The 21,350-nt window shown below is 63.6% G+C and carries 20 protein-coding genes; 5 read left to right on the top strand and 15 right to left on the bottom strand.

Annotated features, from left to right (window positions below; genetic code table 11):
• Positions 1 to 13 precede the first annotated feature (13 nt).
• Genes OIU19_RS23660 through OIU19_RS23605 form a run of 12 tightly spaced genes read right to left on the bottom strand, consistent with a single transcriptional unit; the run spans position 14 to position 10,670 of the window.
• A complete protein-coding gene (locus OIU19_RS23660) occupies positions 14 to 667 on the bottom strand; it encodes a type II secretion system protein N (RefSeq protein ID WP_264237042.1) in 654 nt (217 codons plus the stop codon).
• Positions 664 to 1,050: a type II secretion system protein GspM gene (gene gspM, locus OIU19_RS23655; RefSeq protein ID WP_264237041.1), complete on the bottom strand. Its 387-nt coding sequence runs from the start codon at positions 1,048 to 1,050 to the stop codon at positions 664 to 666. The genes OIU19_RS23660 and gspM overlap by 4 nt, the downstream gene beginning before the upstream one ends.
• Positions 1,050 to 2,144, bottom strand: a complete 1,095-nt coding sequence (locus OIU19_RS23650; protein ID WP_264237040.1) for a GspL/Epsl periplasmic domain-containing protein — start codon at positions 2,142 to 2,144, stop codon at positions 1,050 to 1,052. The genes gspM and OIU19_RS23650 overlap by 1 nt, the downstream gene beginning before the upstream one ends.
• An 11-nt stretch (positions 2,145 to 2,155) precedes the next feature.
• Positions 2,156 to 2,746: a type II secretion system protein J gene (locus OIU19_RS23645; protein WP_264237039.1), complete on the bottom strand. Its 591-nt coding sequence runs from the start codon at positions 2,744 to 2,746 to the stop codon at positions 2,156 to 2,158.
• Positions 2,743 to 3,111, bottom strand: coding sequence for a type II secretion system protein GspI (locus OIU19_RS23640; RefSeq protein ID WP_264237038.1), 369 nt, complete (start codon positions 3,109 to 3,111; stop codon positions 2,743 to 2,745). Before OIU19_RS23640 ends, OIU19_RS23645 begins: the two co-directional genes overlap by 4 nt.
• Positions 3,108 to 3,545: a type II secretion system minor pseudopilin GspH gene (gene gspH / locus OIU19_RS23635; protein WP_264237037.1), complete on the bottom strand. Its 438-nt coding sequence runs from the start codon at positions 3,543 to 3,545 to the stop codon at positions 3,108 to 3,110. Before gspH ends, OIU19_RS23640 begins: the two co-directional genes overlap by 4 nt.
• A gap of 3 nt (positions 3,546 to 3,548) precedes the next feature.
• Positions 3,549 to 3,983 (bottom strand): type II secretion system major pseudopilin GspG, encoded by a 435-nt coding sequence (gene gspG / locus OIU19_RS23630; RefSeq protein ID WP_186556390.1) that lies wholly within the window; start codon positions 3,981 to 3,983, stop codon positions 3,549 to 3,551.
• A gap of 14 nt (positions 3,984 to 3,997) precedes the next feature.
• Positions 3,998 to 5,200, bottom strand: a complete 1,203-nt coding sequence (gene gspF, locus OIU19_RS23625; protein ID WP_264237036.1) for a type II secretion system inner membrane protein GspF — start codon at positions 5,198 to 5,200, stop codon at positions 3,998 to 4,000.
• A 3-nt stretch (positions 5,201 to 5,203) separates the two neighbouring features.
• On the bottom strand, positions 5,204 to 6,652 hold the full coding sequence (locus OIU19_RS23620; protein WP_264237035.1) for a GspE/PulE family protein: 1,449 nt from the start codon (positions 6,650 to 6,652) through the stop codon (positions 5,204 to 5,206).
• Positions 6,652 to 8,586 carry a type II secretion system secretin GspD gene (gspD, locus tag OIU19_RS23615; protein ID WP_372353344.1) on the bottom strand — a complete coding sequence of 645 codons (1,935 nt, stop codon included), beginning with the start codon at positions 8,584 to 8,586 and terminating at the stop codon, positions 6,652 to 6,654. Before gspD ends, OIU19_RS23620 begins: the two co-directional genes overlap by 1 nt.
• 21 nt (positions 8,587 to 8,607) lie before the next feature.
• Positions 8,608 to 9,033, bottom strand: coding sequence for a pilus assembly protein PilZ (locus OIU19_RS23610; protein ID WP_264237033.1), 426 nt, complete (start codon positions 9,031 to 9,033; stop codon positions 8,608 to 8,610).
• Positions 9,030 to 10,670, bottom strand: a complete 1,641-nt coding sequence (locus OIU19_RS23605; RefSeq protein ID WP_264237032.1) for a lipoprotein UxpA — start codon at positions 10,668 to 10,670, stop codon at positions 9,030 to 9,032. The genes OIU19_RS23610 and OIU19_RS23605 overlap by 4 nt, the downstream gene beginning before the upstream one ends.
• Positions 10,671 to 10,893: 223 nt before the next feature.
• Here OIU19_RS23605 and OIU19_RS23600 point away from each other — a divergent pair, with 223 nt between their 5' ends.
• The gene (locus OIU19_RS23600) at positions 10,894 to 12,945 is read left to right on the top strand and encodes a PhoX family phosphatase (protein WP_264237031.1); all 2,052 of its coding nucleotides are present in this window, start codon (positions 10,894 to 10,896) and stop codon (positions 12,943 to 12,945) included.
• 42 nt (positions 12,946 to 12,987) lie between these two features.
• On the opposite strand, the gene gspK is transcribed toward OIU19_RS23600, so the two are convergent.
• Complete coding sequence (gene gspK, locus OIU19_RS23595; protein WP_264237030.1) at positions 12,988 to 13,953, bottom strand: type II secretion system minor pseudopilin GspK; 966 nt, start codon at positions 13,951 to 13,953, stop codon at positions 12,988 to 12,990.
• Between the two features lie 146 nt (positions 13,954 to 14,099).
• On the opposite strand from gspK, the gene tatA reads away from it, so the two are divergent.
• The 4 genes from tatA to OIU19_RS23575 all read left to right on the top strand — a co-directional run bounded on the left by tatA (position 14,100) and on the right by OIU19_RS23575 (position 17,057).
• On the top strand, positions 14,100 to 14,330 hold the full coding sequence (gene tatA / locus OIU19_RS23590; protein WP_264237029.1) for a twin-arginine translocase TatA/TatE family subunit: 231 nt from the start codon (positions 14,100 to 14,102) through the stop codon (positions 14,328 to 14,330).
• Positions 14,330 to 14,620 (top strand): Sec-independent protein translocase protein TatB, encoded by a 291-nt coding sequence (tatB, locus tag OIU19_RS23585; RefSeq protein ID WP_264237028.1) that lies wholly within the window; start codon positions 14,330 to 14,332, stop codon positions 14,618 to 14,620. Before tatA ends, tatB begins: the two co-directional genes overlap by 1 nt.
• Positions 14,617 to 15,360: a twin-arginine translocase subunit TatC gene (gene tatC, locus OIU19_RS23580; RefSeq protein ID WP_264237027.1), complete on the top strand. Its 744-nt coding sequence runs from the start codon at positions 14,617 to 14,619 to the stop codon at positions 15,358 to 15,360. The genes tatB and tatC overlap by 4 nt, the downstream gene beginning before the upstream one ends.
• Positions 15,361 to 15,563: 203 nt before the next feature.
• Positions 15,564 to 17,057 (top strand): Het-C domain-containing protein, encoded by a 1,494-nt coding sequence (locus OIU19_RS23575; RefSeq protein ID WP_264237026.1) that lies wholly within the window; start codon positions 15,564 to 15,566, stop codon positions 17,055 to 17,057.
• A gap of 55 nt (positions 17,058 to 17,112) precedes the next feature.
• Here the strand turns inward: OIU19_RS23575 and OIU19_RS23570 are convergent, their stop codons facing one another.
• Positions 17,113 to 17,424 carry an NGG1p interacting factor NIF3 gene (locus tag OIU19_RS23570; protein WP_264237025.1) on the bottom strand — a complete coding sequence of 104 codons (312 nt, stop codon included), beginning with the start codon at positions 17,422 to 17,424 and terminating at the stop codon, positions 17,113 to 17,115.
• Position 17,425: 1 nt separating this feature from the next.
• Positions 17,426 to 21,325 (bottom strand): phosphoribosylformylglycinamidine synthase, encoded by a 3,900-nt coding sequence (gene purL, locus OIU19_RS23565; RefSeq protein WP_264237024.1) that lies wholly within the window; start codon positions 21,323 to 21,325, stop codon positions 17,426 to 17,428.
• Positions 21,326 to 21,350 lie beyond the last annotated feature (25 nt).

The raw sequence follows: 21,350 nt of genomic DNA, 5'->3' as shown, positions 1-21,350 counted from the left end.
GTCGATAACCTGACTACCAGCCAACCTTGCGCTGCCCTGTCCTCTCGGTTGGACCCAACCATTGCAGGGCACGCAAGATTGGCGTCAGGGCAGCATCGGTCTGTAGCTGAAAGTCGACCTTGGCGCGCCGTGCCGACAGGTCGGCATCCAGCTCCAGCTGATGCTGTCCTGGCTGATTCAATTGTCCGTGCAGATGCCAGCCGCTGCTGCAGTCCATCTGCATTGATCCACGCCCAAGGCCAAGCGACCACGGCTCAACCAGCGCCAGATCCTCAGTAGCTATTCTCCCCTCAGCCCTGCTGCAGCGTGCGCCCTCCCCCTGCATGCGCAAGGTACCTTGCCATTGCCCCGCCAATCGATAACCGGTCGCCATCCTGGCTTGGCCCGACAACGCTTGCAGTTCAGCCTGCCAACTCCATGGCCAACCCGACAATCGTGCTTGCCAGCCCTGCCCCTGAAACCCCAGGAGCAGCTGCGCTTGCAAGGGCCACCCAGTGATTTCCCAGCGCAATGGCCCCACCGGCCCCCATTGCACCGCCTGGCCGCGCCAGAGGCTGCCGCTGACCCCGCTGATCGCCAGCCCATGGGTGAGCCAACGGGCCGGCAGTTCGGCCAGCAGCGTGACGCTGAAAACCAGTAACAGCCATACCGCCCCACGCCACCTCACGGCTGCACCTGCACATCGAAACGTAGCCCTTGCTCCCCCTGCTCCAGCGCCCATTGCAGTGGCTGAGCGCCTTCCGCTTGCAGTGCCAGCAACCATTGCTGCAAGTATCTTTCATCGCTTACCTGACCGCGCAACTGCCAAACCCCTTCATTGGAGTCGATGTCCTGGAGGCTGATCTGCCGCGCCTGAGCTGACTGGCGCAGGCGCTCAAGCCCCATTGGCGGAGCATCGCGCAGGCTCGCCGCCGACTCGGCCAACGCCTGCCACTGGGCCAGTTCACGCCACTGCGCCAGACCTTCGCGCACCGCCAGCGACAGCACCAGCATTGCGATCAACGCCCATGCCAAAGGCATGCGGTAGTGCTGCAACAGCTCACGATTCATCACACCGCTCCCAGATCGAAGACCACGCGCCACTGCGCCGCTTGCCCGGCATCGTTCACCTCGACCTGGGCACCTGCCTGATTGGCCATGTCCTGCCAGGCAGGCGCAGTGCCCTCGCCATTTAAGTGCACATGCCAACGCTGCCCGTCGAAACGCACCGCTTGCAAACGCCAACCAGGATGCTGCTCCAACCACGCCTGCAATTGCCCTTGCAGCCCATCGAGCTTGCGCAGGCGCAACTGCCGTTCACTCGCAGCATCCCGCAAGCGTTTGAGCGCCACGCTCGCTTGACGCAACGAGGCCTGCTCGCCCGTTACTGCCAGTACCTGCTGGCGATAGAGCTGGGCCTGGCGCCATTGCTGGCTCAGCCACAAGCCCGCCCAGGCCGTGGCCAGAATCAGGCAAGCCGCCACCAAGCGCAGGTGCCCGCGCGGCAGGCTCAAGCGCGCACGGACGCGGCGCTGTTCGAACAGGCTGGGCAGGCTGTCCAGCGCTACCAATTGCGCCGGCCAACGCCCCTCGATGCAATCGATTCGCAGCGTTGCCCAGGGCACTGCTGGGGGATCGCCGAGCGCCCGCGGCCACGACAGCCAATGCTCGCGACCCTCACTGGCGACGCCTTTGTATAAATCCTCATGCTCATGCGGCCATCTCCAGCCAGCGCCGGGCGCCGCGACCGGTAACAGCTGCAGCTGTGCCCAGCAGCGCTCAATCGAAAGCCCCCAGTCGGCGCACTGTTTGCGCCAGCCATCGAGCTGTGCACGCTCCACCAGCGCCAGGCGCAACTGTCCAGGCAGGCGTTCGATACAGGCAAACAACAACTGATCGCTGGCTTGCAGCAGCCGGTCTTCCAGCAGCAACGGCCACTCGTCACGCTTGAGCCCCGGGGGGGCTGGCAGTTGGAAATGGCTGCACAGCTGGCCAGGAATGATCAGCGCCACCCGTGCATCGAGATCATTGGGCGGCTCGCCCTGCCCTTCTCGGCTCGGCACGCCGCGCTCGACCAATAGCCAGTCCCACGGCTGCTCGGCAGCCCCCGGTCGGAGCAACAGCCACGCCCGGCTCGGGCCACGACGACGCCACTTAAGTTTCATCCGGCCTCCGTTCATGACAGCCCATGTGGCAATGCGAAGGTGCAGACATAAAGTGCTCCATCACGCTGCAATTGCACGCGCACGCCACGACCGGGGTGCGCGGGTTGATCGGAGGGCCATGCCAGCCAGCGGCCGCCCTGGTGGTAAAGCACCTGCCAGGCACTGACCCGCTCCAACCGCTCGCGGACCACCCAATGCGGCTCACCTGCGGCGTACAGGTCCGCCGAGGTTTCCAGCAACAGGCGCTGCTCGCGCGGATCAAAGCGCAAGCGCTGGCGTTGCAGGCGCGAACCGCCCTCGGCTTGCGGCCACGCCGCGACAGCCACCCACAGCAGCTGGTTGTTCTGCGCCTGCCAATCGAGCCAGCGCGTGGCTAACGGCAAGCGCTGCTCGTAGAGCCGGCGCAACACCGGGCTGTCGAAACGCCGCTCCAGGGCCAGGCAAAACTCCAGAACGCCGGCGTTGGCGGCCGGTGATTCGAGCCGCTCGCGCACTTTCAGCCAGCCGTTGACCAAGGCCGCAAGCATGATGCCGAGCACTGCGGTCAAGGCCAGCGCGACCATCAGTTCGATCAAGGTCAGGCCTGCCTGTTGGCACTTCATGGGCGCTCCAGAAATACGCTGTACTGGCCCAGCGGCAAGCGCTGATCGCGGTCGGCGAACAGCAGCAGATCGCCTCGGCGCAGGTCGCGCACGCCGGTCCTGCGCAATTGCAGTTGCCAATGGCAGGCTTGACCACCTTGATTCAGCACACCGCTGTTGTGGTTGGCGACGGGCCAATACTGCTCGACGGCAAAGCGTGCTTGCAGCTCGCGCGCGCAAAGCAGGCCAAGACGGTGCTGTTGGACGCTGTCCTGTACCGCCAGCCGTTGGCGCAAAACCTGGCTGGCGATCACCGCCAGTACCGCGGCGATCGCCAGCGCCACAGTCACTTCCAACAAGGTAAAGCCATGCTGGCCACGTTTCATGGTGCCGACGCCCTGCGCAGTTGCCCGGTGCGATCCCACTGCCAGCGCTGACTGCCCTGCGGCCATTGCCACAGCACTGCACCGGGGCGTGCCCAGCCTTCGGGGGTGAAGATCAACTGCGGCGTGCGGCTGGCTGGCCAATCGGGGCGTAGGCCCGTGGGCCAGTCGCCCAGGCGCGCTGGCTCCAGCACCCAGCCCTCCTTCTCGCGCCGAACCAACTCCGGCCGCTGGCCATTCCAGCGCAGCCCACGCAGTTGCCCGGCATGCCGAGCCAGCGCGGCCTGCTCGCGAACTTGGCCGGCCAGTCGATCCAGCGCCTGCTCTGCGCTGCTGTTGCCACTGTCGAGCCAGGCCACACTCAGGCCCGTCATCAAGCCAGCGATGGCCAGCACCACCAGCAGCTCGATCAGGCTGAAGCCACGCTGGCTGCTCACCCTTCACAGCTCCCAGTTGCCCAGGTCGGCATCGAGCTCTTCGCCACCCGGCACGCCGTCGGCGCCTAGCGAGTAGACATCGACCCGACCATGTTCACCGGGCATGCGGTACTGGTATGGCGTACCCCACGGATCCTCTGGCAGACGGCGAATGTAGCCATCGCTGCGCCAGGCACGCGGCAGCGGCTCCTGGGTAGGTTTGTTCACCAGCGCGGCCAGACCTTGCTCGCTGCTGGGGAAGCGCAGGTTGTCGAGCCGATACATATCCAGCGCCTGCTCCAGGGTGGCGAGGTCGGCCAAGACTTTCTGGCGCATGGCCTTGTCCTGGTTGCCCAGCACACTGGGCGCGACCACGGCGATCAGCAGGCCGATGATGAAGATCACCACCATGATTTCCATCAGGGTGAAACCCCGTTGGCGGGTACGTCGATGTCGCATGTTGGTGCTCCTTGTCATAGTTGCAGGCCTTGGTTCAGTTGCATGATCGGCAGCAGCACGGCCAGCACGATGAACAGCACCACCGCGCCCATCACCAGGATCATCAGCGGCTCGAACAGCGCCATGGCGGTGTCCACCTGACGGGCGAAGCCGCGCTCCTGGTCATCGGCCACCCGTTCGAGCATGTCGGCCAACGTGCCGCTGGCCTCGCCACTGCCGACCATGTTCACCAGCAGCGGCGGAAATTGTTGGCTGGCATCCAGCGCCCGGTGCAGGCTGGTGCCGCCCTGGACTTGCTGGCGCACCTGCTCCATGGCCAGGCGAATGCGTCGGTTGCCCACCGTTTCAGTGGCCACCTGCAACGCTTCGAGCAAGGCCACGCCACTGCTGCTGAGGATCGCCAGGCTGCGCGCCAGACGGGCGCTTTCCAGCACCTGCAGCAGGCCGCCAATACGCGGCAGGCGCAGCAAGAGCTCGTCGCGGCGCAGGCACCAGTGCGGTTTGCGCAGCAACCAACTGCCGAGCAGTGCCGACAAGAGCGCCGCGCACAGTAGCCACGGCCCGGTACTGACCAGGCCCTGGCTGATGCCAATCAGCAATGAAGTGACCCAAGGCAAGCTCTGCCCGGAATGGGCGAACTGCTCAGTGAGCTTGGGCACCACGAACGTCATCAGGCCGACCACCACCGCCAGCGACACGCCCATCAACACGCTGGGGTAGATCAAGGCGGTGCGCGCCTTGTGTTGCTGGCGCTGCACTTGCTCAAGGTGATCGGCCAGACGCGTCAGCACCTGGGCCAGACGCCCCGAGCGCTCGCCCGCTTCGACCAATGCGCAATACAGGCCGGTGAATGGCGCGCCTTGCCGGGCGAGGCTGCGCGCCAGGCCCAAGCCCTCGGCCAGCGCGCCACGCACTGATACCAACACGGCCTGCAGGGCCGGTTGGCGCAGTTGCCGCTCAAGGGTGGCCAACGCATCGACCAGGGCAATACCGGCGCCGGTGAGGGTCGCCAATTGGCGCGTCAATTCGCACAACTGCGCGCGATTCAATCGCTGCCGACGCGGTTGCGCCGCGGCGCTGCCCTGGCGCTTGAGCTGCCGGGCGAACAGCCCCTGTTCACGCAACAACTGCCGCGCATGGCGCTCGCTGTCGGCCTGCAGCGTAGCGCTGTGGCCTTTGCCGGCCAGATCGACAGCCTGGTAACGATAGGTCGGCATAGGCTAGCCCTGCACCACGCGCAGCACTTCGGCAAGGCTGGTCTGGCCTCGGCGCAGGCAATCGCTGGCCATGCTCACCAGGCTCTGGCGGCGCTCGGCAAGATAGTCCTGCATGGCCAGTTCGCTGGCGCCGTCGTAGAGCAGCGCGACCAGGCCTGGGTCCAGTTCGATGAATTCATACAGGCCCAATCGCCCGTTGTAGCCACTGCCTTGGCAATCGTCGCAGCCGACCGCATGAAAGGTGCCGCCCAGCGCCCCCAACTCTGGCCATAACCTGCGTTCAGCCGCCTGCAACGGCTGCTCTACCGCGCAATGACACAGCCGCCGAACCAGGCGCTGGGCCAGCACGCCACGCAGGCACGAGGCGATCAAGAACGGCTCGATGCCCATGTCACGCAAGCGCGTCACCGCGCCCACAGCGCTGTTGGTGTGCAGGGTCGACAGCACCAGGTGACCGGTGAGGCTGGCCTGCACGGCGATCTGCGCGGTTTCCTGATCACGGATCTCGCCGAGCATGATCACGTCTGGGTCCTGGCGCAGAATAGCCCGCAGGCCGCTGGCGAAAGTCAGGCCGGCACGGGGGTTGATTGCGGTCTGGCCGATGCCGGCGATGGCGTATTCCACCGGGTCTTCAACGGTGAGGATATTGCGGCTGCCATCGTTGAGGCTGTTGAGACTGGCGTAGAGCGTGGTGGTCTTGCCCGAACCGGTGGGGCCAGTGCTCAAGACAATGCCGTTGGGCCTGGCCAAGCAGCTACGCAAGCCGTCCAACACCGAGCCAGGCATGCCTAGGTTATCCAGCGCCAAGAGGCTGGCCTGCTTGTCCAGCACCCGCATCACCACCCGCTCACCATGGATGCCGGGCAAGGTCGAAACCCGCACGTCCACTTCCCGGCCAGCGGCGCGCAAGGTGATCCGACCATCTTGCGGCTGACGCTTCTCGGCGATGTCCAGCCGCGCCATGACCTTGATCCGCGACACCAGCATCGCCGACAGCGCCCGCGGTGGGCGCAGCACTTCGCGCAGGTGGCCATCGACGCGCAGGCGCACCACCAGGCTCTGCTCGAAGGTCTCGATATGAATGTCGGAAGCGCGCAGGCGCAGAGCCTGGCCAAACAAGCCGTTGATCAGGCGAATCACGGGCGCTTCGTCGTCGCTTTCGAGCAAGTCCTCGATGCGCGGCATTTCGCTCATCAGGCTGTCCAGGTCGACCTGCTCGCCGATGCCTTCGATCAGCGCCGCGGTGCTGGCACTTCCCGCTTCGTAAAGTTGCCCCAGCCGGGCATCGAAGGCTGCTGTATCCAGGTACTCAAGAGCAGCCGGCTGACCATGGACACGCAGCAGTTCCTGCAACTGATCGCTGTCGGCGTCAGGCCGCAGCCACAGCTGCCAGCCCTGGGCAAGCGGCGCCATCGCCAGGCCAGTCTGGCGCGCCAGACGATAAGGCAGCATCACCAATCGCCCCCTTCCAGGCGCGCCCGGCTGGCTGGGAACACCTTGAGCAGCGGCGTGCCCTCGGCCAGCTCCGGCAGTTGCAGCGGCGTGGTCTGTTGCAGGGTGCGGTACTTGTCCTGGCTCAGGCCGGCCAGGCTCGGCCCATCACGCAGGATGCGCGGGCGAATGAACACCATCAGGTTCTGCTTGGTGTTCTTGCTCGCGTCGGAACGGAACAACCGACCCAACCCTGGGATGTCGCCCAAAAACGGCACGCGCTGATTGCTGGTGCTGAGTTCGTCGCTGATCAAGCCGCCGAGGATCACCAGGCCGTTGTCCTCGACCATGACCTTGGTCTTGATCTCGCGCTTGTTGGTGATGACATCGCTGGCGCTGGTGGTGTCGGCAATCGACGAGACTTCCTGGACGATATCCAGGCGCACGCTGTTGTCGATGTTCACCTGCGGCTTGATGCGCAGCTTGACCCCGACTTCCTTGCGCTCGATGGTCTGGTAGGGGTTGGCGTTGTTCTGGGTGACCGAGCCCGTGACGAAGGGTACTTCCTGACCGACCAGGATCGACGCCTCGGCGTTGTCCAGGGTCAGCAAGGTCGGCGTCGACAGCAGGTTGAATCCGCTCTTGCCCTTGAGTGCATTGATCAGCATGGCGAAGTTGAAGCCACCGCCGAAGTGGCCGATGCCTGCGGTGACGCCCGTGGTGGTCGACAGCAGATCGCCCAAGGCTTCGTTGTCGCCACTGGCGGCAGCCCCGGCGATGCTGGCGATGTTCACGCCGTTGCTGCCGAAGTTGACGATACCGGCACCGAACTTCTCGTCGGCGAATAACCATTGCACGCCCAGTTCTTGGGCCTGGCTGTCGGAAACCTCGGCGATGATCGCCTCGACCACCACTTGCGCGCGACGGATGTCGAGCTGCTCGACGATGTTGCGATAGGCCGCCAGTTCGCTGTCCGGGCCGACCATGACCACGGCATTGGTGCCTTCTTCGTACTCCAGGCGAATACCAGAATCGCTGGCCATCGCCACCGGGCGATCCTTGCCCTCGCCGTCGCCTTCGGCCGGCACGCTGCCTTCCTGGCTGAGGCCGCGCAGCACCTTGACCACTTCGCTGGCGTTGGCGTGACGCAGGTAGATCACTTGGGTATTGCTGTTGTGCAGAGTGTCGCTGGGGCGGTCGAGCTGGGCCAGCAAGGCTCGTACCCGCTCGCGGCTGTCGGCGCTGCCACGCACCAGCAACGCATTACTGCGCGGATCGGCCACCACCTGGGCACTGTCGCCGGCCTGCTCGCTGGCCAGCAAGCGGGTGACCAGCTGGGCGGTGTCGGCGGCGCTGGCATGCTGCAGCTTCATCACCTGCAGCGGTTCGTCGCTGACCTGATCGAGCTGGCGCAACAGGCTGTCGATGCGCTCAAGGTTGCTGCGCCAGTCGGTAACCACCAACAGGTTGGCCGCGGGATATGGAGTGATCACGCCCACACGCGGGTCGATCAGCGGCTTGAGGATACCCAGCATCTGTTCGCTGGCGGCATTGCGCACGTTGAACACGCGGGTAGCGACCCCGTCGCTGCCCTCGGCTTTCTTGCCACCGGCCTCGACCGGCACCGGTTCCAGGCGTGCGGCTTGGTCGGGGACGATCTTCACGCTGCCATTGGGCAAGTCGACAGCGGCATAGCCCTGGGCGCGCAACTGAGCGAGGAAGATATCGTAGATGGCATCGGCGTCATGCCGATCGACCGTACGCACAGTGACCTTGCCCTTGACCCGCGGATCGACGATGAAGGTGGTGCCGGTGATGCGCGAGACGCTGTCGATGAACTCGCCCAGGTCGGTGTCGACGAAGTTAACCTCATAGATCGGCGTACCACTGTCGTCGAATGTTTCCGGCTCTTCGGCCCAGGCCAATGACAGGCTCAGGCTGAGCACCCCGGCCACGCAGTATCTTGCAAACATCGCTCATCCTTGCCGCTTGAAGCCGGTCACGGCAGGCCGTGGCGGCCAGGGCAGGCGCTCGCGCCGCCCCTGGTTGTTGAAAATCAGGCCATCGGCGTCGATGTCCTGCAGGACGATGCCGGGTGCCAGGCGTTGGCCACGCACCAGGCTGCGGGTCTGTTGGCCATAGCGCAGCACCACCACGGTCGCCGATAGCGGCTTGGCCTTAAGACCGCCGAGGTACTGCAACGGCAGCCGCGTCAGGGGAATCAGGCCGTCGTCGGCAGGCGCCTGCCACTGGCCGACCAGCAACCCGGGCAAGGGCAGCTCAGCGAGCGCAGGCGCGCGGGCAGGCTGCGGCGAGCGGCTGAGCTGCAGCACGCATTGGCCAGCCAGCCAACCGACCAGGGTCAGCAGTGCTACGCCGAGTAACCGACTGGGTGTGCTCAAGAGAGCAACTGCCGTGGATGCCAACCCGGATGGCCCTGCACGTAGCGCACCTGCGGCAGTTGCAGCGCTGCCAGTTGCCAATTGCCCGACTGGCGCGCCAGCCAGGCTTCAACCCGCTGCCACAGTGGCTCACCGGCCTGCGGGCCGAATTGCAAACCAAAGGTGCGGCACAGCCCCTGCACCGGTTCGAGGCCGGCGATGCGTTTGCCTTGCGGGCTATAGCTGACCTGCCAGGCCTGGCTTTGCCAGCGCGGTAAGTCCTGGCTGTTGTCCAGCAGCAGCGGATCGCCGAACAGCTGCTCGGCAGCGTTCTCCAGTACTTGCTCGACCTGTCGGGCAGGCGCCTCGACCACTGGCGCGGGGTAGCCGCCCGTTAGGCTGATCAGGTGTTCGCGAGTGATCGAATCACCCGCGGCCAAAGGGTAGTCGTAACGCAGTCCCGGCAGCAGCACTGGCATGTTGCTGTCGTCAGCCAGGGCCTGGTGCAGCAGACGGTCCCAGCTACCGCCACGGGTATCGCGCCGCCACAGTGGTTGTGGAGCGTGGGCCAAAGGTTGGTCGAGCCAGGCAGCGTGGCCAGCACGTTGTTGGCGCAGCACACTGCGCAGTTGGCTGGCGCGGGCCTGAGCGGCCGGCGTCAGGTGATGTTCGAACGCGGCAAAGTAGCGCGCCTCGAAATGCCACTGGCCGGCCACATGCTGACAGCGCAGGCGGAACGCACCGCTGCCACGGCAGCCGGCGAACAGCACTGGAACCCGACGACCGCTCGCTTGGCTTACCTCGACCGGCGCTGGCCACAAGTCCTGGCCGCGCGCGCACAGCAGCACGTCGACTTCATTGAGGCGTTCGGCCAACCACAGCCCTGGCCCGGTGCCGACATCGGCCAGCGCCACCACCAGGTCAGCCTCGCGGCGCGCCTGCTGGAAGATTGGCTGCAGCGATTGGTACCACTGTTTGAGCGAAGCTTTCTGATCCTGGGCGTAGGGGTCGGTGACACCCACCACGGCAATTCTCGCACCGCCCCGTTCGAAGATCCGCAGGGGCTCGATGCCAAGCGACGTGGCTTGATCGCTGGCCAGTCCAGCCCCCAGGGTAATAGAGGAAGACTGGCGATAAAGTCCGGCGCAGCGTTGCGGCCAAAGCACCCTTTCATCGCTGCTGACGCGCACCTCACTGGCGAGCAGTTGGCTGCCTTGCACGCCGCTCTCGCCTTGAGTCAGGTAGGCCAGGCCGCTGCCATTCCAGCCCTGACCGTTTTCCAAGGTCAGGCAATTACTGGCTCCGGTTTCGCTACGCAGTTGCTCAAGCAACGCGGCCAGCACCGCATAACCACCCAATTGCGCATTGCCTGCCTGACTGGCATCGAGCAAGGGCGCAAGCTCGGGGTAGGCGGCGGTGGCACTGCTGCCAGTCATCCACGGCGCCCGCCCCAGATGGCTCACCGGCCCTAGTCGAGTAGCGGGCACCACGGGCATACCAGGCTGGCGGGCATCGAGGGTGTCGGCGACATAGAGTAGATCGACCGCCGCACTGCCACTACGCTGGCCGGGGAGCGCAGAGCAGGCGCCGAGCAGCGGCGCCAGTGCACCGACACCCATCCAGCTGAGTACTTCGCGTCTGCCCACACTACTAGCCATCAGGCCCGCATCCTTTCCGAGTTCACTTTGGGACCCGGATATTGCGGCGCTCACATGACAGTTTAATGGCAGATATCCGACAGCAATCGCGGATTGTTCTTTCAAGACGTGCTGCTAAGAACTGCTAGTTTTAAGCGGACCTTAATATTTCTGCCAAGGAATCATCACACTTGCGCACTAAAGTCGCGGTTTCTTTCAACTCAGCCACTATAAGGACACCCTGATGAGTCGAGACACCGGCGACAACCTAGACCGCAACCTAAGCGGCAACCTGCCAATGGCCAGCGTCATGGACGCCTACCTGAGCCGTCGCACCGTGATGCGCGGCAGCCTTGGCGCCGCGATCGCGATGATCGCCGGGACCGGCCTGACCGGCTGCTTCGACGGCGGTGGCGGTTCGGATGACGACGATTCGGCTCCAACCAATCCAGAAACGCCGAAACTCAAGCTGGGCTTCAACTCCATCGCAGGCTCGCGGACCGACGCCTGCGTGGTCGCCGCCGGCTACAGCGCCTACGTCCTGGCACCGTGGGGCACGCCACTGAACAGCAATGGCAACCCGTGGAAATCCGACGGTAGCAACACTGCGGCAGACCAGGCCAACGCCATGGGCATGCACCATGACGGCATGCACTTCTTCCCAATCAACGGCAGCTCCGATGACGGCTTGCTGGCGATCAACTTCGAGTACATCGACGCCCAAGCCTTGCATCCGGCCGGGCCCACCACCGATGGCAGCGGCAAGCGCCCGGTCGAAGAAGCGCGCAAGGAAATCAACGCCCACGGCGCCGGCGTGGTTCGCCTGAGCAAGGTCAACGGCCGCTGGCAGGTGGTCGACAATGACCCGCTCAATCGTCGCTTCACCACCGTTTCGCTGATGGACATCGCCGGCCCCCTGCGCGGCACCGACCACGTCAAGACCAAGTTCTCCCCAGCCGGCACCCAGTGCCGCGGCACCAACAACAACTGCGGCAATGGCTACACGCCGTGGGGCACCTACCTGACCTGCGAGGAAAACTGGCCGGGCATCTTCGTCAACAAAGGCACCCGTCCAGCCGACCAGTCGCGTATCGGCGTGGGTACTTCCAGCGGCCAGTACAAGTGGGAAACCTGCGCAGGTGACCCAAGCGAGGTGGACGACGAGTTCGCCCGCTTCGACGTAACCCCAACCGGCGCCAGCGCCACCGACGACTTCCGCAACGAAGCCAGCACCTACGGCTACATCGTCGAGATCGATCCGTACAACGCCAGCACCCTGGCGGTCAAACGCACCGCCCTCGGTCGCTTCCGCCACGAGGGCTGCTGCCCGGGCCTGCCGGTGGCGGGCAAGCCGCTGGTCTGGTACACCGGCGACGATTCCAACAACGAGTACCTGTACAAGTTCGTCTCCGATGCCGTGTGGGACCCAGCAGACGCCACTCCAGCCGACCGCCTGGCCACCGGCGCCAAGTACATGGACCAAGGCAAGCTGTATGTCGCCCGCTTCAATGCCGACGGTAGCGGTGACTGGCTGCTGCTCGACGTCGCCACCGCTACCACCGCTGGCAGCACCCTCGGTGCGTTGTACGGCGACCTGCCGGGAATCATCTTGCACACCCGTGGCGCCGCCGATGCCGTCGGTGCCACGCCGATGGACCGCCCCGAGTGGACTGCCGTCAACCCACTCAACGGCGACGTCTACCTGACCCTGACCAACAACAGCTCGCGCACCCCGGAAAAAGTCGATGCGGCCAACCCACGTGGGCCGAACCGCCATGGCCACATCATTCGTTGGCACGACAGCGATGATCACACCAGCTTCAACTGGGACATCTTCGTGTTCGGCGCCAACGCCGCCGGCACTGCCGACATCAACCGCTCTGGCCTGACCGAACTGAACCAGTTCGCCAGCCCCGACGGCATGAGCTTCGATAGCCGTGGGGTGTTGTGGTTCGAGACCGACAACGGTGAGTCGACCTTGACCAGCTACACCAACGACCAACTGCTGGCGGTGATTCCGACGGATCTGGTCGATGCTGCCGGCAAGCAGATTCCGGTCAACGCGCAGAACCAGGTGGACCTGCGGCGCTTCTTCGTCGGCCCAAATGGCTGCGAGGTCACCGGGATAGCCTTTGCCCCGGACAACAAGTCGATGTTCGTCAACATCCAGCACCCGGAAAACTGGCCGTTCAACGATGTGGCAACCGATGCCGCGCCGGCCGGAACTACCGTGCGTCCACGGGCTTCGACGGTGGTGATTCAGCGTAATGATGGCGGCGAGATCGGCACCGCCTGATGGATGTTCGGGGGCCGCTCTGCGGCCCTCGACTACTTGCTATCACCACGGCAAAGGCTCACGGCTGCGCACTCGCACCTGCTGCGCCGGTACCCGTGCGTGCCACTGCACCACGCCCAACGCCTCCACCTGAAACTGACTGCGCAACTTCAGCCCCTCCTCCTCGAACGACAGCTGCAACAGGTAATGCCCACTGTTGAGCAGCAACCCCTCGCTCAAGCGCTCGAACGTTTCGTCATCCACTGCCCCCAATGCCTGGCGCAACGCCGCCGCATCCACATACCCCGCCGCAGGACGCCCCGTGACGATGCGGCTAAGCAACGAGCGCGAATAACGCCCCTCATACAACGCCTCCAGCAGGGGCAAATGTTCCAGGCCAAGAGCGTTGGCATTGAGCCGCCAGCCGCTGGTCTGCGCCAGTGCACAGAGCATCGGGTAACGACCCTGGCGCTGCGCATCGGGGGCCAGCAATAAATTCAGCTCGCTGCTGTCGACCATCGGCTGATTAGCCGCCAGGCGCGCGGGTTGCTGACGTAGATACTGGGGACTCTCCGCACCCTGCAGGCGTGCGTCACTGTCCGCATCGATCCAGTCAGCCAGCGCGTGCACCAGGCGCTCGGCGGCCAGGTCATCGCCCAGCAGCAGACGCAACTGACGCTCAGCCCGCTCGCCATCCTCGCCCAGCAGCGCATTGACGTTGAAGCAGGTGTGCTGATCACGCACGCGCAGTTGCGCCTTGCCTGCCCCGAAGTCATAGTCCAGCGGCTGGCCGCGCAAGGCTTGCCAGAACAACGGGCTGGCCCGCCAGGCAGGATCGCGCAGCGCCTGTTCGGCATAGGCCAACCCGGCCTGCTCCATGGCCCGCGCTTGCACCCGCTGCTGTAACAGGCGCACTTCATCCACCTGCCGACGTCCGCCCTCCACCAGCCAGGTCAGGCCCGCAGCGATCATCGCCAGCGCGACCATCACCATCAACAACGCAGCACCTTGCTGGCGTTTGCCACCCATCCTCGCCCTCCTTTTTCCAACCGGCAAAGAGGCCAGTCAACACCGCGCTTGTTTCAGGCAGATGGCAATGCCTGACAGTAATCACCACGTCATCTAGGCCAGGCAGGATTGCTGCTCTTTTGATGACCTTACAGGAGTGGTCTGACATGGGTGGTATCGGAATCTGGCAATTGGTGATCGTGCTGTTGATTGTCTTCCTGCTATTTGGCACCAAGCGTCTGAAAGGCCTGGGCAGCGATGTTGGCGAGGCGATCCAGGGTTTTCGCAAGTCCATGGGCGGGGACAGTGAAGCCAGCCCAAGCAACCCACAGGTGCAACAACAAGCTCCCCTGAACGGCCAGACCGTGCAGCAAGCGCAAGCGGATCGTCAGGCCTGATGTTCGAGATCGGCTTTACCGAAATGATCCTGGTCGGGGTCGTCGCCCTGCTGGTGCTCGGCCCCGAGCGCCTGCCGGTGGCGGCGCGCGCTGTTGGCCGCGGGTTAGGCCAAGCACGGCGAGCGATGCATGCGCTGCGCACCCAGGTGGAGCGGGAAATCGACCTACCGCCGTTGGACGCCGCGCCGCTGCAGCGGCTGGAACAGGAGATTCGCCAGGGCATCCGCCTGGAGGGAGAACCGGCCAATGACGCCGCGGCGCCAGTGCCTGCCAAGGAGAACGTCTCATGAGCATTGCCATGCAGCAGCAAGGGCGCATGCCGTTGACCGAACACCTGAGGGATCTGCGCAAGCGACTGATGCGCTCGTTGTTAGTGATCGCGCTGCTGTTCGGCGCGTTGTTCCCGTTCGCCCAGACCCTCTACACGCTGATCTCCGAACCGTTGCGCCGTTATCTGCCGGAAGGCACCAGCATGATCGCCACCAGCGTCACCTCGCCGTTCTTGACCCCGTTCAAGTTGACCGCGATGTGCGCGCTGTTCCTGGCCATGCCGTTGTTGTTGCACCAGGCTTGGGGATTCATTGCCCCGGGGCTGTACCGCCGCGAACGGCGCATAGCCCTGCCGCTGCTGGTATCGAGCATCGTGCTGTTCTATGGCGGGATGGCCTTTGCGTTCTTCCTGGTGTTTCCGATGATGTTCGGCTTCTTCGCCAGCGTTACCCCCGATGGGGTGGCGATGATGACCGATATCGGCCTTTACCTGGACTTCATCATGGCGCTGTTCCTGGCTTTCGGCCTGGCGTTCGAGATCCCGGTGGCGACGTTCATCGTGGTCTGGGCCGGGCTGACCGATGTAGCCACGCTGCGCCGCAGTCGGCCCTATGTGATCGTCGGCTGCTTCGTGGTGGGGATGATTCTGACACCGCCTGATGTGTTTTCTCAGACGATGCTGGCGGTGCCGATGTGGGTGTTGTTCGAGCTGGGGCTTGTGGCGTGCACACTGGTGCATAGACCACGTAGTGATGGTTGAAGCACTGGGCAAGCCGGTATTCCTGGTTTGCGACGGGCATACCGGCTGTTGCTAACCCGCTTCAAACACTTCAAGCGTGTGATGAAAATAGACCAAGCGCCGTAAGCTAGATCTGACTTCGTTGCCGGGTCGCTATTTCCATATTTATCTACCGCACCCAGGCAACCAATCTGAACGTCCCAAACATCGATTGAGGACGTCGTATGAAAAAGCTTACTGATCATGCCCCCCAACAACTATCACCAACGCCTCGGTTTGGAGCAGGCCTTGGCGATTCTGCGGAGAGTCACGGCCACGAGTCCATCGCTCAGGTACTGAACCTTTCGGGTTTCAATGCCGTTGAAGTCAAACAAATCTATTTCGGCAACTGGCTGCGCGACCATTCACAGTTGATAGATCCCAAAATTGTTCGCCCGCAAGACGCTCGCAGAAACTTCCCAACGAAAATCTCCAGAGAGGTGCTTACTGAGTTTGTCGACCTGCTGGCACTGATAGAATTCAACCGCCTGCAAATGACCGACGAGGAGCGCGTAGCCTATACCGTTACGCCAGAGATACTTGGCGTCTATCGCCCTTCAGAACACATCGACAACCCCACCAACCTCGACGAATGCGCAATTGATCCGCAGACGATCGATGAGGACTTCGAACCCTTGGTACGGCCCGGTGACAGGCTGACCACCGTCCATTACGCACGCTCTATGACAATGCATATAGAGGAAGCCGAACGCTACATGCGCAGAAAGCTGCGCGCGGCGATGCGAGCAGGCAAGACACCGACAGGCATGCGCTACTTTGGTGAAGCCTTGCACGTGCTTGAAGATTTCTTTGCTCACTCCAACTTCGTAGAGCTCAGCCTGCGCAAGGTCGGTTACACCGATGTATTGGCCTGGACGACCGAGAAACCATGCAAACATCGCTGGCCGGTCGTGACCGGGCTGTTCAGCGGATCGGACATCCTCGCCAGCGTCGCCGAGCCCTTGGCCAAAATTCTGTTTCCAGCACCCGGTCATGTATTCAAACCCAATGTTCCCGGAGAGCGAAGTGATGGCGAACAAGCGTTGCTGATTCTTCTCAAAGAAGATCCTGAGTGGAGAGCGATACTTGTAAAGGCACTCGAGGTGCGGGATGAGCTAGCCAAAAGTTCTACGTTCCAGACACTTGAGTATCTGGACTGGTTAGTCAGCACCCCATTTCGAACGCTGCGAAATCTGACCAATAGCCTCATGCAAACGGTGGTGGAGTGGGCAGGTGATCAAATCGACGACCTGCAGACCTACCTGGGCGACGACCCCAATACTCATGCACATGTGAGTGCTACCCACTCACAGCTCGCCAAAGATCATGATACGCACCCCTTCCACTTAATAGCCCAATTGCTGGCCCGGTATGCAGTCGATAAGGTAGGGCAATCGATGTACAAGTACTGGCAGGGTGATCAGGAACAAGACCCAGTAGAAATCGCCAGTAGTTTTTTCTGGCATCCAAATGATCTCGATTGGCAGGATGAAATCGTGAATCTCTGGGCTAGCAGAAACCCGGAGAAGATTGCGGAAGGTACCGAACTAAGCCTATACATCAAGCGCTATGAGCAATACCGAGCAGCCGCTCGGAAGCGCTTGAAGGAACTGGAGACACGCGAACCTCTGGATCTGATCGGCGCGGGAGAGAATCTGAGCGGCTCGGGGTTTCAGTGACGCAATAGGTGGGCATTCGCTCACCCTTGCCTCACTGAGTTGATCAGTATGTCTGTCAGATATCCGCTAGACGCCAGACCTCATAGGCTGGCGTCTCATACGGATGACTCGCTTTGAGGGCAGCGACGACCTGAGCAATCAGCTCATCCGCCACTACCAGCTCGACCTTCCACTCCTCCACCACTTCGACCTGCCCGGTTTGCCCGAGGTACGGCTGGCTGCCGTCCAACGGGCGAAACTGGCCTTGGCCGAGGGTCTGCCAGGCGCAGTGGTCATAGTCGCCGATGCGTCCGCCACCTGCGGCGAACACAGCGGCCTTGACCACTTCGACATGGCTGGCCGGGACGAAGAAGGCGAGCTTGTACACCTTAGTTCACCCACACCCGCGCATTGCGGAACATGCGCATCCAAGCGGCGTCTTCCTGCCACTCGTCCGGGCGCCAGGAGTTCTGCACAGCACGGAACACACGCTCCGGGTGCGGCATCATGATGGTCACCCGGCCGTCGCGGCTGGTGAGACCGGTGATACCCCGTGGCGAGCCGTTGGGGTTGGCCGGGTAGCTCTCGGTAACCTTGCCGTGGTTGTCGACGAAGCGCAGCGCCACGCAACCGGACAAGTCAGCTTCAAGCAGTGCTTCCTGGCTGGCGAACTCGGCATGACCTTCACCGTGGGCGATGGCGATCGGCATATGCGAACCGGCCATACCCTGGAGGAAGATCGAGTTGGACTTCTGCACCTCGACCATGGCCACGCGCGCCTCGAACTGCTCCGAGCGGTTACGCACGAAGTGCGGCCAGTACTCGGTGCCAGGGATCAGCTCGTGCAGGTTGGACATCATCTGGCAACCGTTGCACACGCCCAGGGTGAAGCTGTCGGTACGCTCGAAGAACGCTTGGAAAGCATCGCGGGCGCGGCTGTTGAACAGCGCCGACTTGGCCCAGCCTTCACCAGCACCGAGCACGTCGCCGTAGGAGAAGCCACCGCAGGCCACCAGGCCTTTGAAGGTTTCCAGGTCGACCCGACCGGCGAGGATGTCGCTCATGTGCACGTCGATGGCATTGAAGCCCGCACGGTCGAACGCCGCCGCCATTTCCACCTGGCCGTTGACGCCCTGCTCACGCAAGATCGCCACTTGTGGGCGCACGCCCTTCTTGATGTAAGGCGCAGCGATGTCCTGGTTGACATCAAAGCCGAGCTTGACGCTCAGACCTGGATTGTCTTCTTCGAGCAGGACGTCGAATTCCTGGTCCGCGCAGTCAGCGTTGTCGCGCAGGCGCTGGATCTGGTAGCTGGTTTCTGCCCACTGGCGTTGCAGCAGGCGACGGTCGCCCTTGAACAGCTCTTCGCCGGCCAGCTTGATCAGCACTTCGCCGTTGTTGATCGGCTGGCCGATCACTGCGACGCAATCTTCACCCAGGCCAGCCGCGCTGAACTGGGCCAGTACATCTGGGGTGGCATCCTGACGTACCTGGATCACCGCACCCAATTCTTCGTTGAAGAGGATAGCCGCGACTTTCTCGCGCTTGCTGGTCAGGGTGTCCAGCTCCAGGTCCAGACCGCAGTGGCCAGCGAAGGCCATTTCCAGCACAGTGGTCAGCAGGCCGCCGTCGGAGCGGTCATGGTAAGCCAGCAGATGGCCGTCGGCGTTCAGGCCCTGGATCACGGCGAAGAACGCCTTGAGGTCTTCGGCGTCGTCCACGTCCGGTGCCTGGGCGCCGAGTTTGCCGTGGGTCTGGGCGAGAATCGAAGCGCCCATGCGGTTTTTGCCGCGGCCCAGGTCGATCAGAATCAGGTCGGTCTCGCCCTTGTCCATGCGCAGTTGCGGGGTCAGGGTCTTGCGGATGTCGACCACTGGCGCGAAGCCGCTGACGATCAGCGACATTGGCGAGGTAACGCTCTTCTCGGCGCCCTCTTCGCTCCATTTGGTCTTCATCGACATGGAGTCCTTGCCGACCGGAATGGTCAGGCCCAACTCCGGGCACAGCTCCATGCCGACAGCCTTGACGGTGTCGTACAGGCGGGCGTCTTCACCCGGGTGACCGGCGGCGGACATCCAGTTGGCCGACAGTTTGATGTCGGACAGCTTTTCGATGCGCGAGGCGGCCAGGTTGGTCAGGGTCTCGCCGATCGCCATACGGCCGGACGCCGGGGCGTCGAGCAGTGCCAGCGGAGTGCGCTCGCCCATGGCCATGGCTTCACCGGTGTAGACGTCGAAGCTGGTGGCGGTGACGGCGCAGTCGGCCACCGGCACCTGCCACGGGCCAACCATCTGGTCACGGGCAACCAAGCCGGTGATGGTGCGGTCGCCGATGGTGATCAGGAAGCTCTTGCTGGCCACTGCCGGGTGACGCAGGACGCGCTCGACCGAATCTTTCAGTTCCAGCACGCTTGGGTCGAAGTCATCGCCCAGCTCCGCTTCGCGGGTGACCGAGCGGTGCATGCGTGGCGGCTTGCCCAGCAGCACATCGAGCGGCATGTCCACCGGGGTGTTGCCGAAGTGGCTGTCGGTCACGGTCAGGTGCGGCTCTTCGGTCGCCTCGCCGACGACAGCGAACGGGCAACGCTCACGCTCACAGATCGCCTTGAAGCGCTCGAAGTCGCCAGCGCTGACGGCCAGCACATAACGCTCTTGGGATTCGTTGCTCCAGATTTCGTGCGGGGCCATGCCCGGCTCGTCGTTGGGCACGTTGCGCAGCTCGAAGCGGCCACCACGACCACCGTCGTTGACCAGCTCGGGGAAGGCGTTGGAAATACCGCCGGCGCCGACGTCATGAATGAAGGCGATCGGGTTGTGCTCGCCCAGCTGCCAGCAGCGGTCGATGACCTCTTGGCAGCGGCGTTCCATTTCCGGGTTCTCGCGCTGTACCGAGGCAAAATCCAGGTCAGCCGAGCTGGCGCCGGTAGCAACCGACGACGCCGCGCCGCCGCCCAGGCCGATCAGCATGGCCGGGCCGCCGAGCACGATCAGCTTGGCGCCGACGGTGATCTCGCCTTTCTGCACGTGGTCTTCACGGATGTTGCCCAGGCCGCCGGCAAGCATGATTGGCTTGTGGTAGCCGCGGACTTCTTCGCCGTGCGGGGTGTTGATCGACTGCTCGAAGGTCCGGAAGTAACCGGTCAGCGCCGGACGGCCGAACTCGTTGTTGAAGGCAGCGCCGCCCAACGGGCCTTCGACCATGATATCGAGGGCGTTGACGATGCGCTCAGGCTTGCCATAAGCCTTCTCCCAAGGCTGTTCGAAGCCTGGGATGCGCAGGTTGGACACGGTGAAACCGGTCAGGCCAGCCTTGGGCTTGGCACCGCGACCGGTCGCGCCTTCGTCACGAATTTCGCCACCGGAACCGGTGGAAGCGCCGGAGAACGGCGAGATGGCGGTCGGGTGGTTGTGCGTCTCGACCTTCATCAGGATGTGCACCGGCTCCTGCACCGCGCCGTACTGGCGGGTCTCAGGGTTCGGGTAGAAGCGACCGGCCACGGAACCGACGATCACCGAGGCGTTGTCCTTGTATGCGGACAACACGCCTTCGCTGTGCATCTGGTAGGTGTTCTTGATCATGCCGAACAGGCTCTTGTCCTGCGCCTGGCCGTCGATGTCCCAGCTGGCGTTGAAGATCTTGTGCCGGCAGTGCTCGGAGTTGGCCTGGGCGAACATCATCAGTTCGATGTCGTTCGGGTTGCGCTTGAGACCCTGGAAGGCAGCGACCAGGTAGTCGATCTCGTCTTCGGCCAGGGCCAGGCCCAGGTCGAGGTTGGCTTGCGCCAGGGCGTCGCGCCCGCCAGCGAGGATGTCTACCGAGGTCATCGGCTTGGGCTGGGCGTGGCTGAACAGATCGCCCGCCTCTTCCAGACGGCCCAGCACGCGCTGGGTCATGCGGTCGTGCAGCTCGGCGGCGACCACTGCGGCATCGGCGTCAGACAGGTTGCCTGCCACGTAGTAGGCGATTCCGCGCTCCAGGCGCTGGATGTGCTGCAGGCCGCAGTTGTGGGCGATGTCGCTGGCCTTGGAAGACCATGGCGAAATCGTGCCCAGACGCGGTACCACCAGGAACAGGCGGCCACTTGGCTCCTGCACCGGGACGCTCGGACCGTACTTGAGCAGACGGGCCAGCACCTGCTGCTGGTCAGCGGTCAACTCACCGTCGACTTCGGCGAAGTGGGCGAATTCGGCATACAAGCCGGTAACAGCGGGGACTTTCTGGCTCAGTTGCTCGAGTAGCTTACCGTGGCGAAAGGCAGAAAGGGCAGGAGCGCCGCGCAGGATCAACATCGTCGGGACAGCCTCAGGAAGGGGT

Source organism: Pseudomonas sp. BT-42-2, from assembly GCF_025847435.2.
GTDB lineage: Bacteria > Pseudomonadota > Gammaproteobacteria > Pseudomonadales > Pseudomonadaceae > Aquipseudomonas > Aquipseudomonas urmiensis.
Note: the sequence above shows the minus strand (reverse complement) of the source record. Positions and strands in the feature narration are given on the sequence as shown.

Coding starts and splice junctions, on each gene's coding strand:
- gspM (WP_264237041.1), bottom strand. CDS start 1,050: ATGAATCGTGAGCTGTTGCAGCACTACCGCATGCCTTTGGCATGGGCG.
- OIU19_RS23650 (WP_264237040.1), bottom strand. CDS start 2,144: ATGAAACTTAAGTGGCGTCGTCGTGGCCCGAGCCGGGCGTGGCTGTTG.
- OIU19_RS23645 (WP_264237039.1), bottom strand. CDS start 2,746: ATGAAGTGCCAACAGGCAGGCCTGACCTTGATCGAACTGATGGTCGCG.
- OIU19_RS23640 (WP_264237038.1), bottom strand. CDS start 3,111: ATGAAACGTGGCCAGCATGGCTTTACCTTGTTGGAAGTGACTGTGGCG.
- gspG (WP_186556390.1), bottom strand. CDS start 3,983: ATGCGACATCGACGTACCCGCCAACGGGGTTTCACCCTGATGGAAATC.
- gspF (WP_264237036.1), bottom strand. CDS start 5,200: ATGCCGACCTATCGTTACCAGGCTGTCGATCTGGCCGGCAAAGGCCAC.
- OIU19_RS23620 (WP_264237035.1), bottom strand. CDS start 6,652: ATGCTGCCTTATCGTCTGGCGCGCCAGACTGGCCTGGCGATGGCGCCG.
- OIU19_RS23605 (WP_264237032.1), bottom strand. CDS start 10,670: ATGGCTAGTAGTGTGGGCAGACGCGAAGTACTCAGCTGGATGGGTGTC.
- OIU19_RS23600 (WP_264237031.1), top strand. CDS start 10,894: ATGAGTCGAGACACCGGCGACAACCTAGACCGCAACCTAAGCGGCAAC.
- gspK (WP_264237030.1), bottom strand. CDS start 13,953: ATGGGTGGCAAACGCCAGCAAGGTGCTGCGTTGTTGATGGTGATGGTC.
- tatA (WP_264237029.1), top strand. CDS start 14,100: ATGGGTGGTATCGGAATCTGGCAATTGGTGATCGTGCTGTTGATTGTC.
- tatB (WP_264237028.1), top strand. CDS start 14,330: ATGTTCGAGATCGGCTTTACCGAAATGATCCTGGTCGGGGTCGTCGCC.
- tatC (WP_264237027.1), top strand. CDS start 14,617: ATGAGCATTGCCATGCAGCAGCAAGGGCGCATGCCGTTGACCGAACAC.
- OIU19_RS23575 (WP_264237026.1), top strand. CDS start 15,564: ATGAAAAAGCTTACTGATCATGCCCCCCAACAACTATCACCAACGCCT.
- purL (WP_264237024.1), bottom strand. CDS start 21,325: ATGTTGATCCTGCGCGGCGCTCCTGCCCTTTCTGCCTTTCGCCACGGT.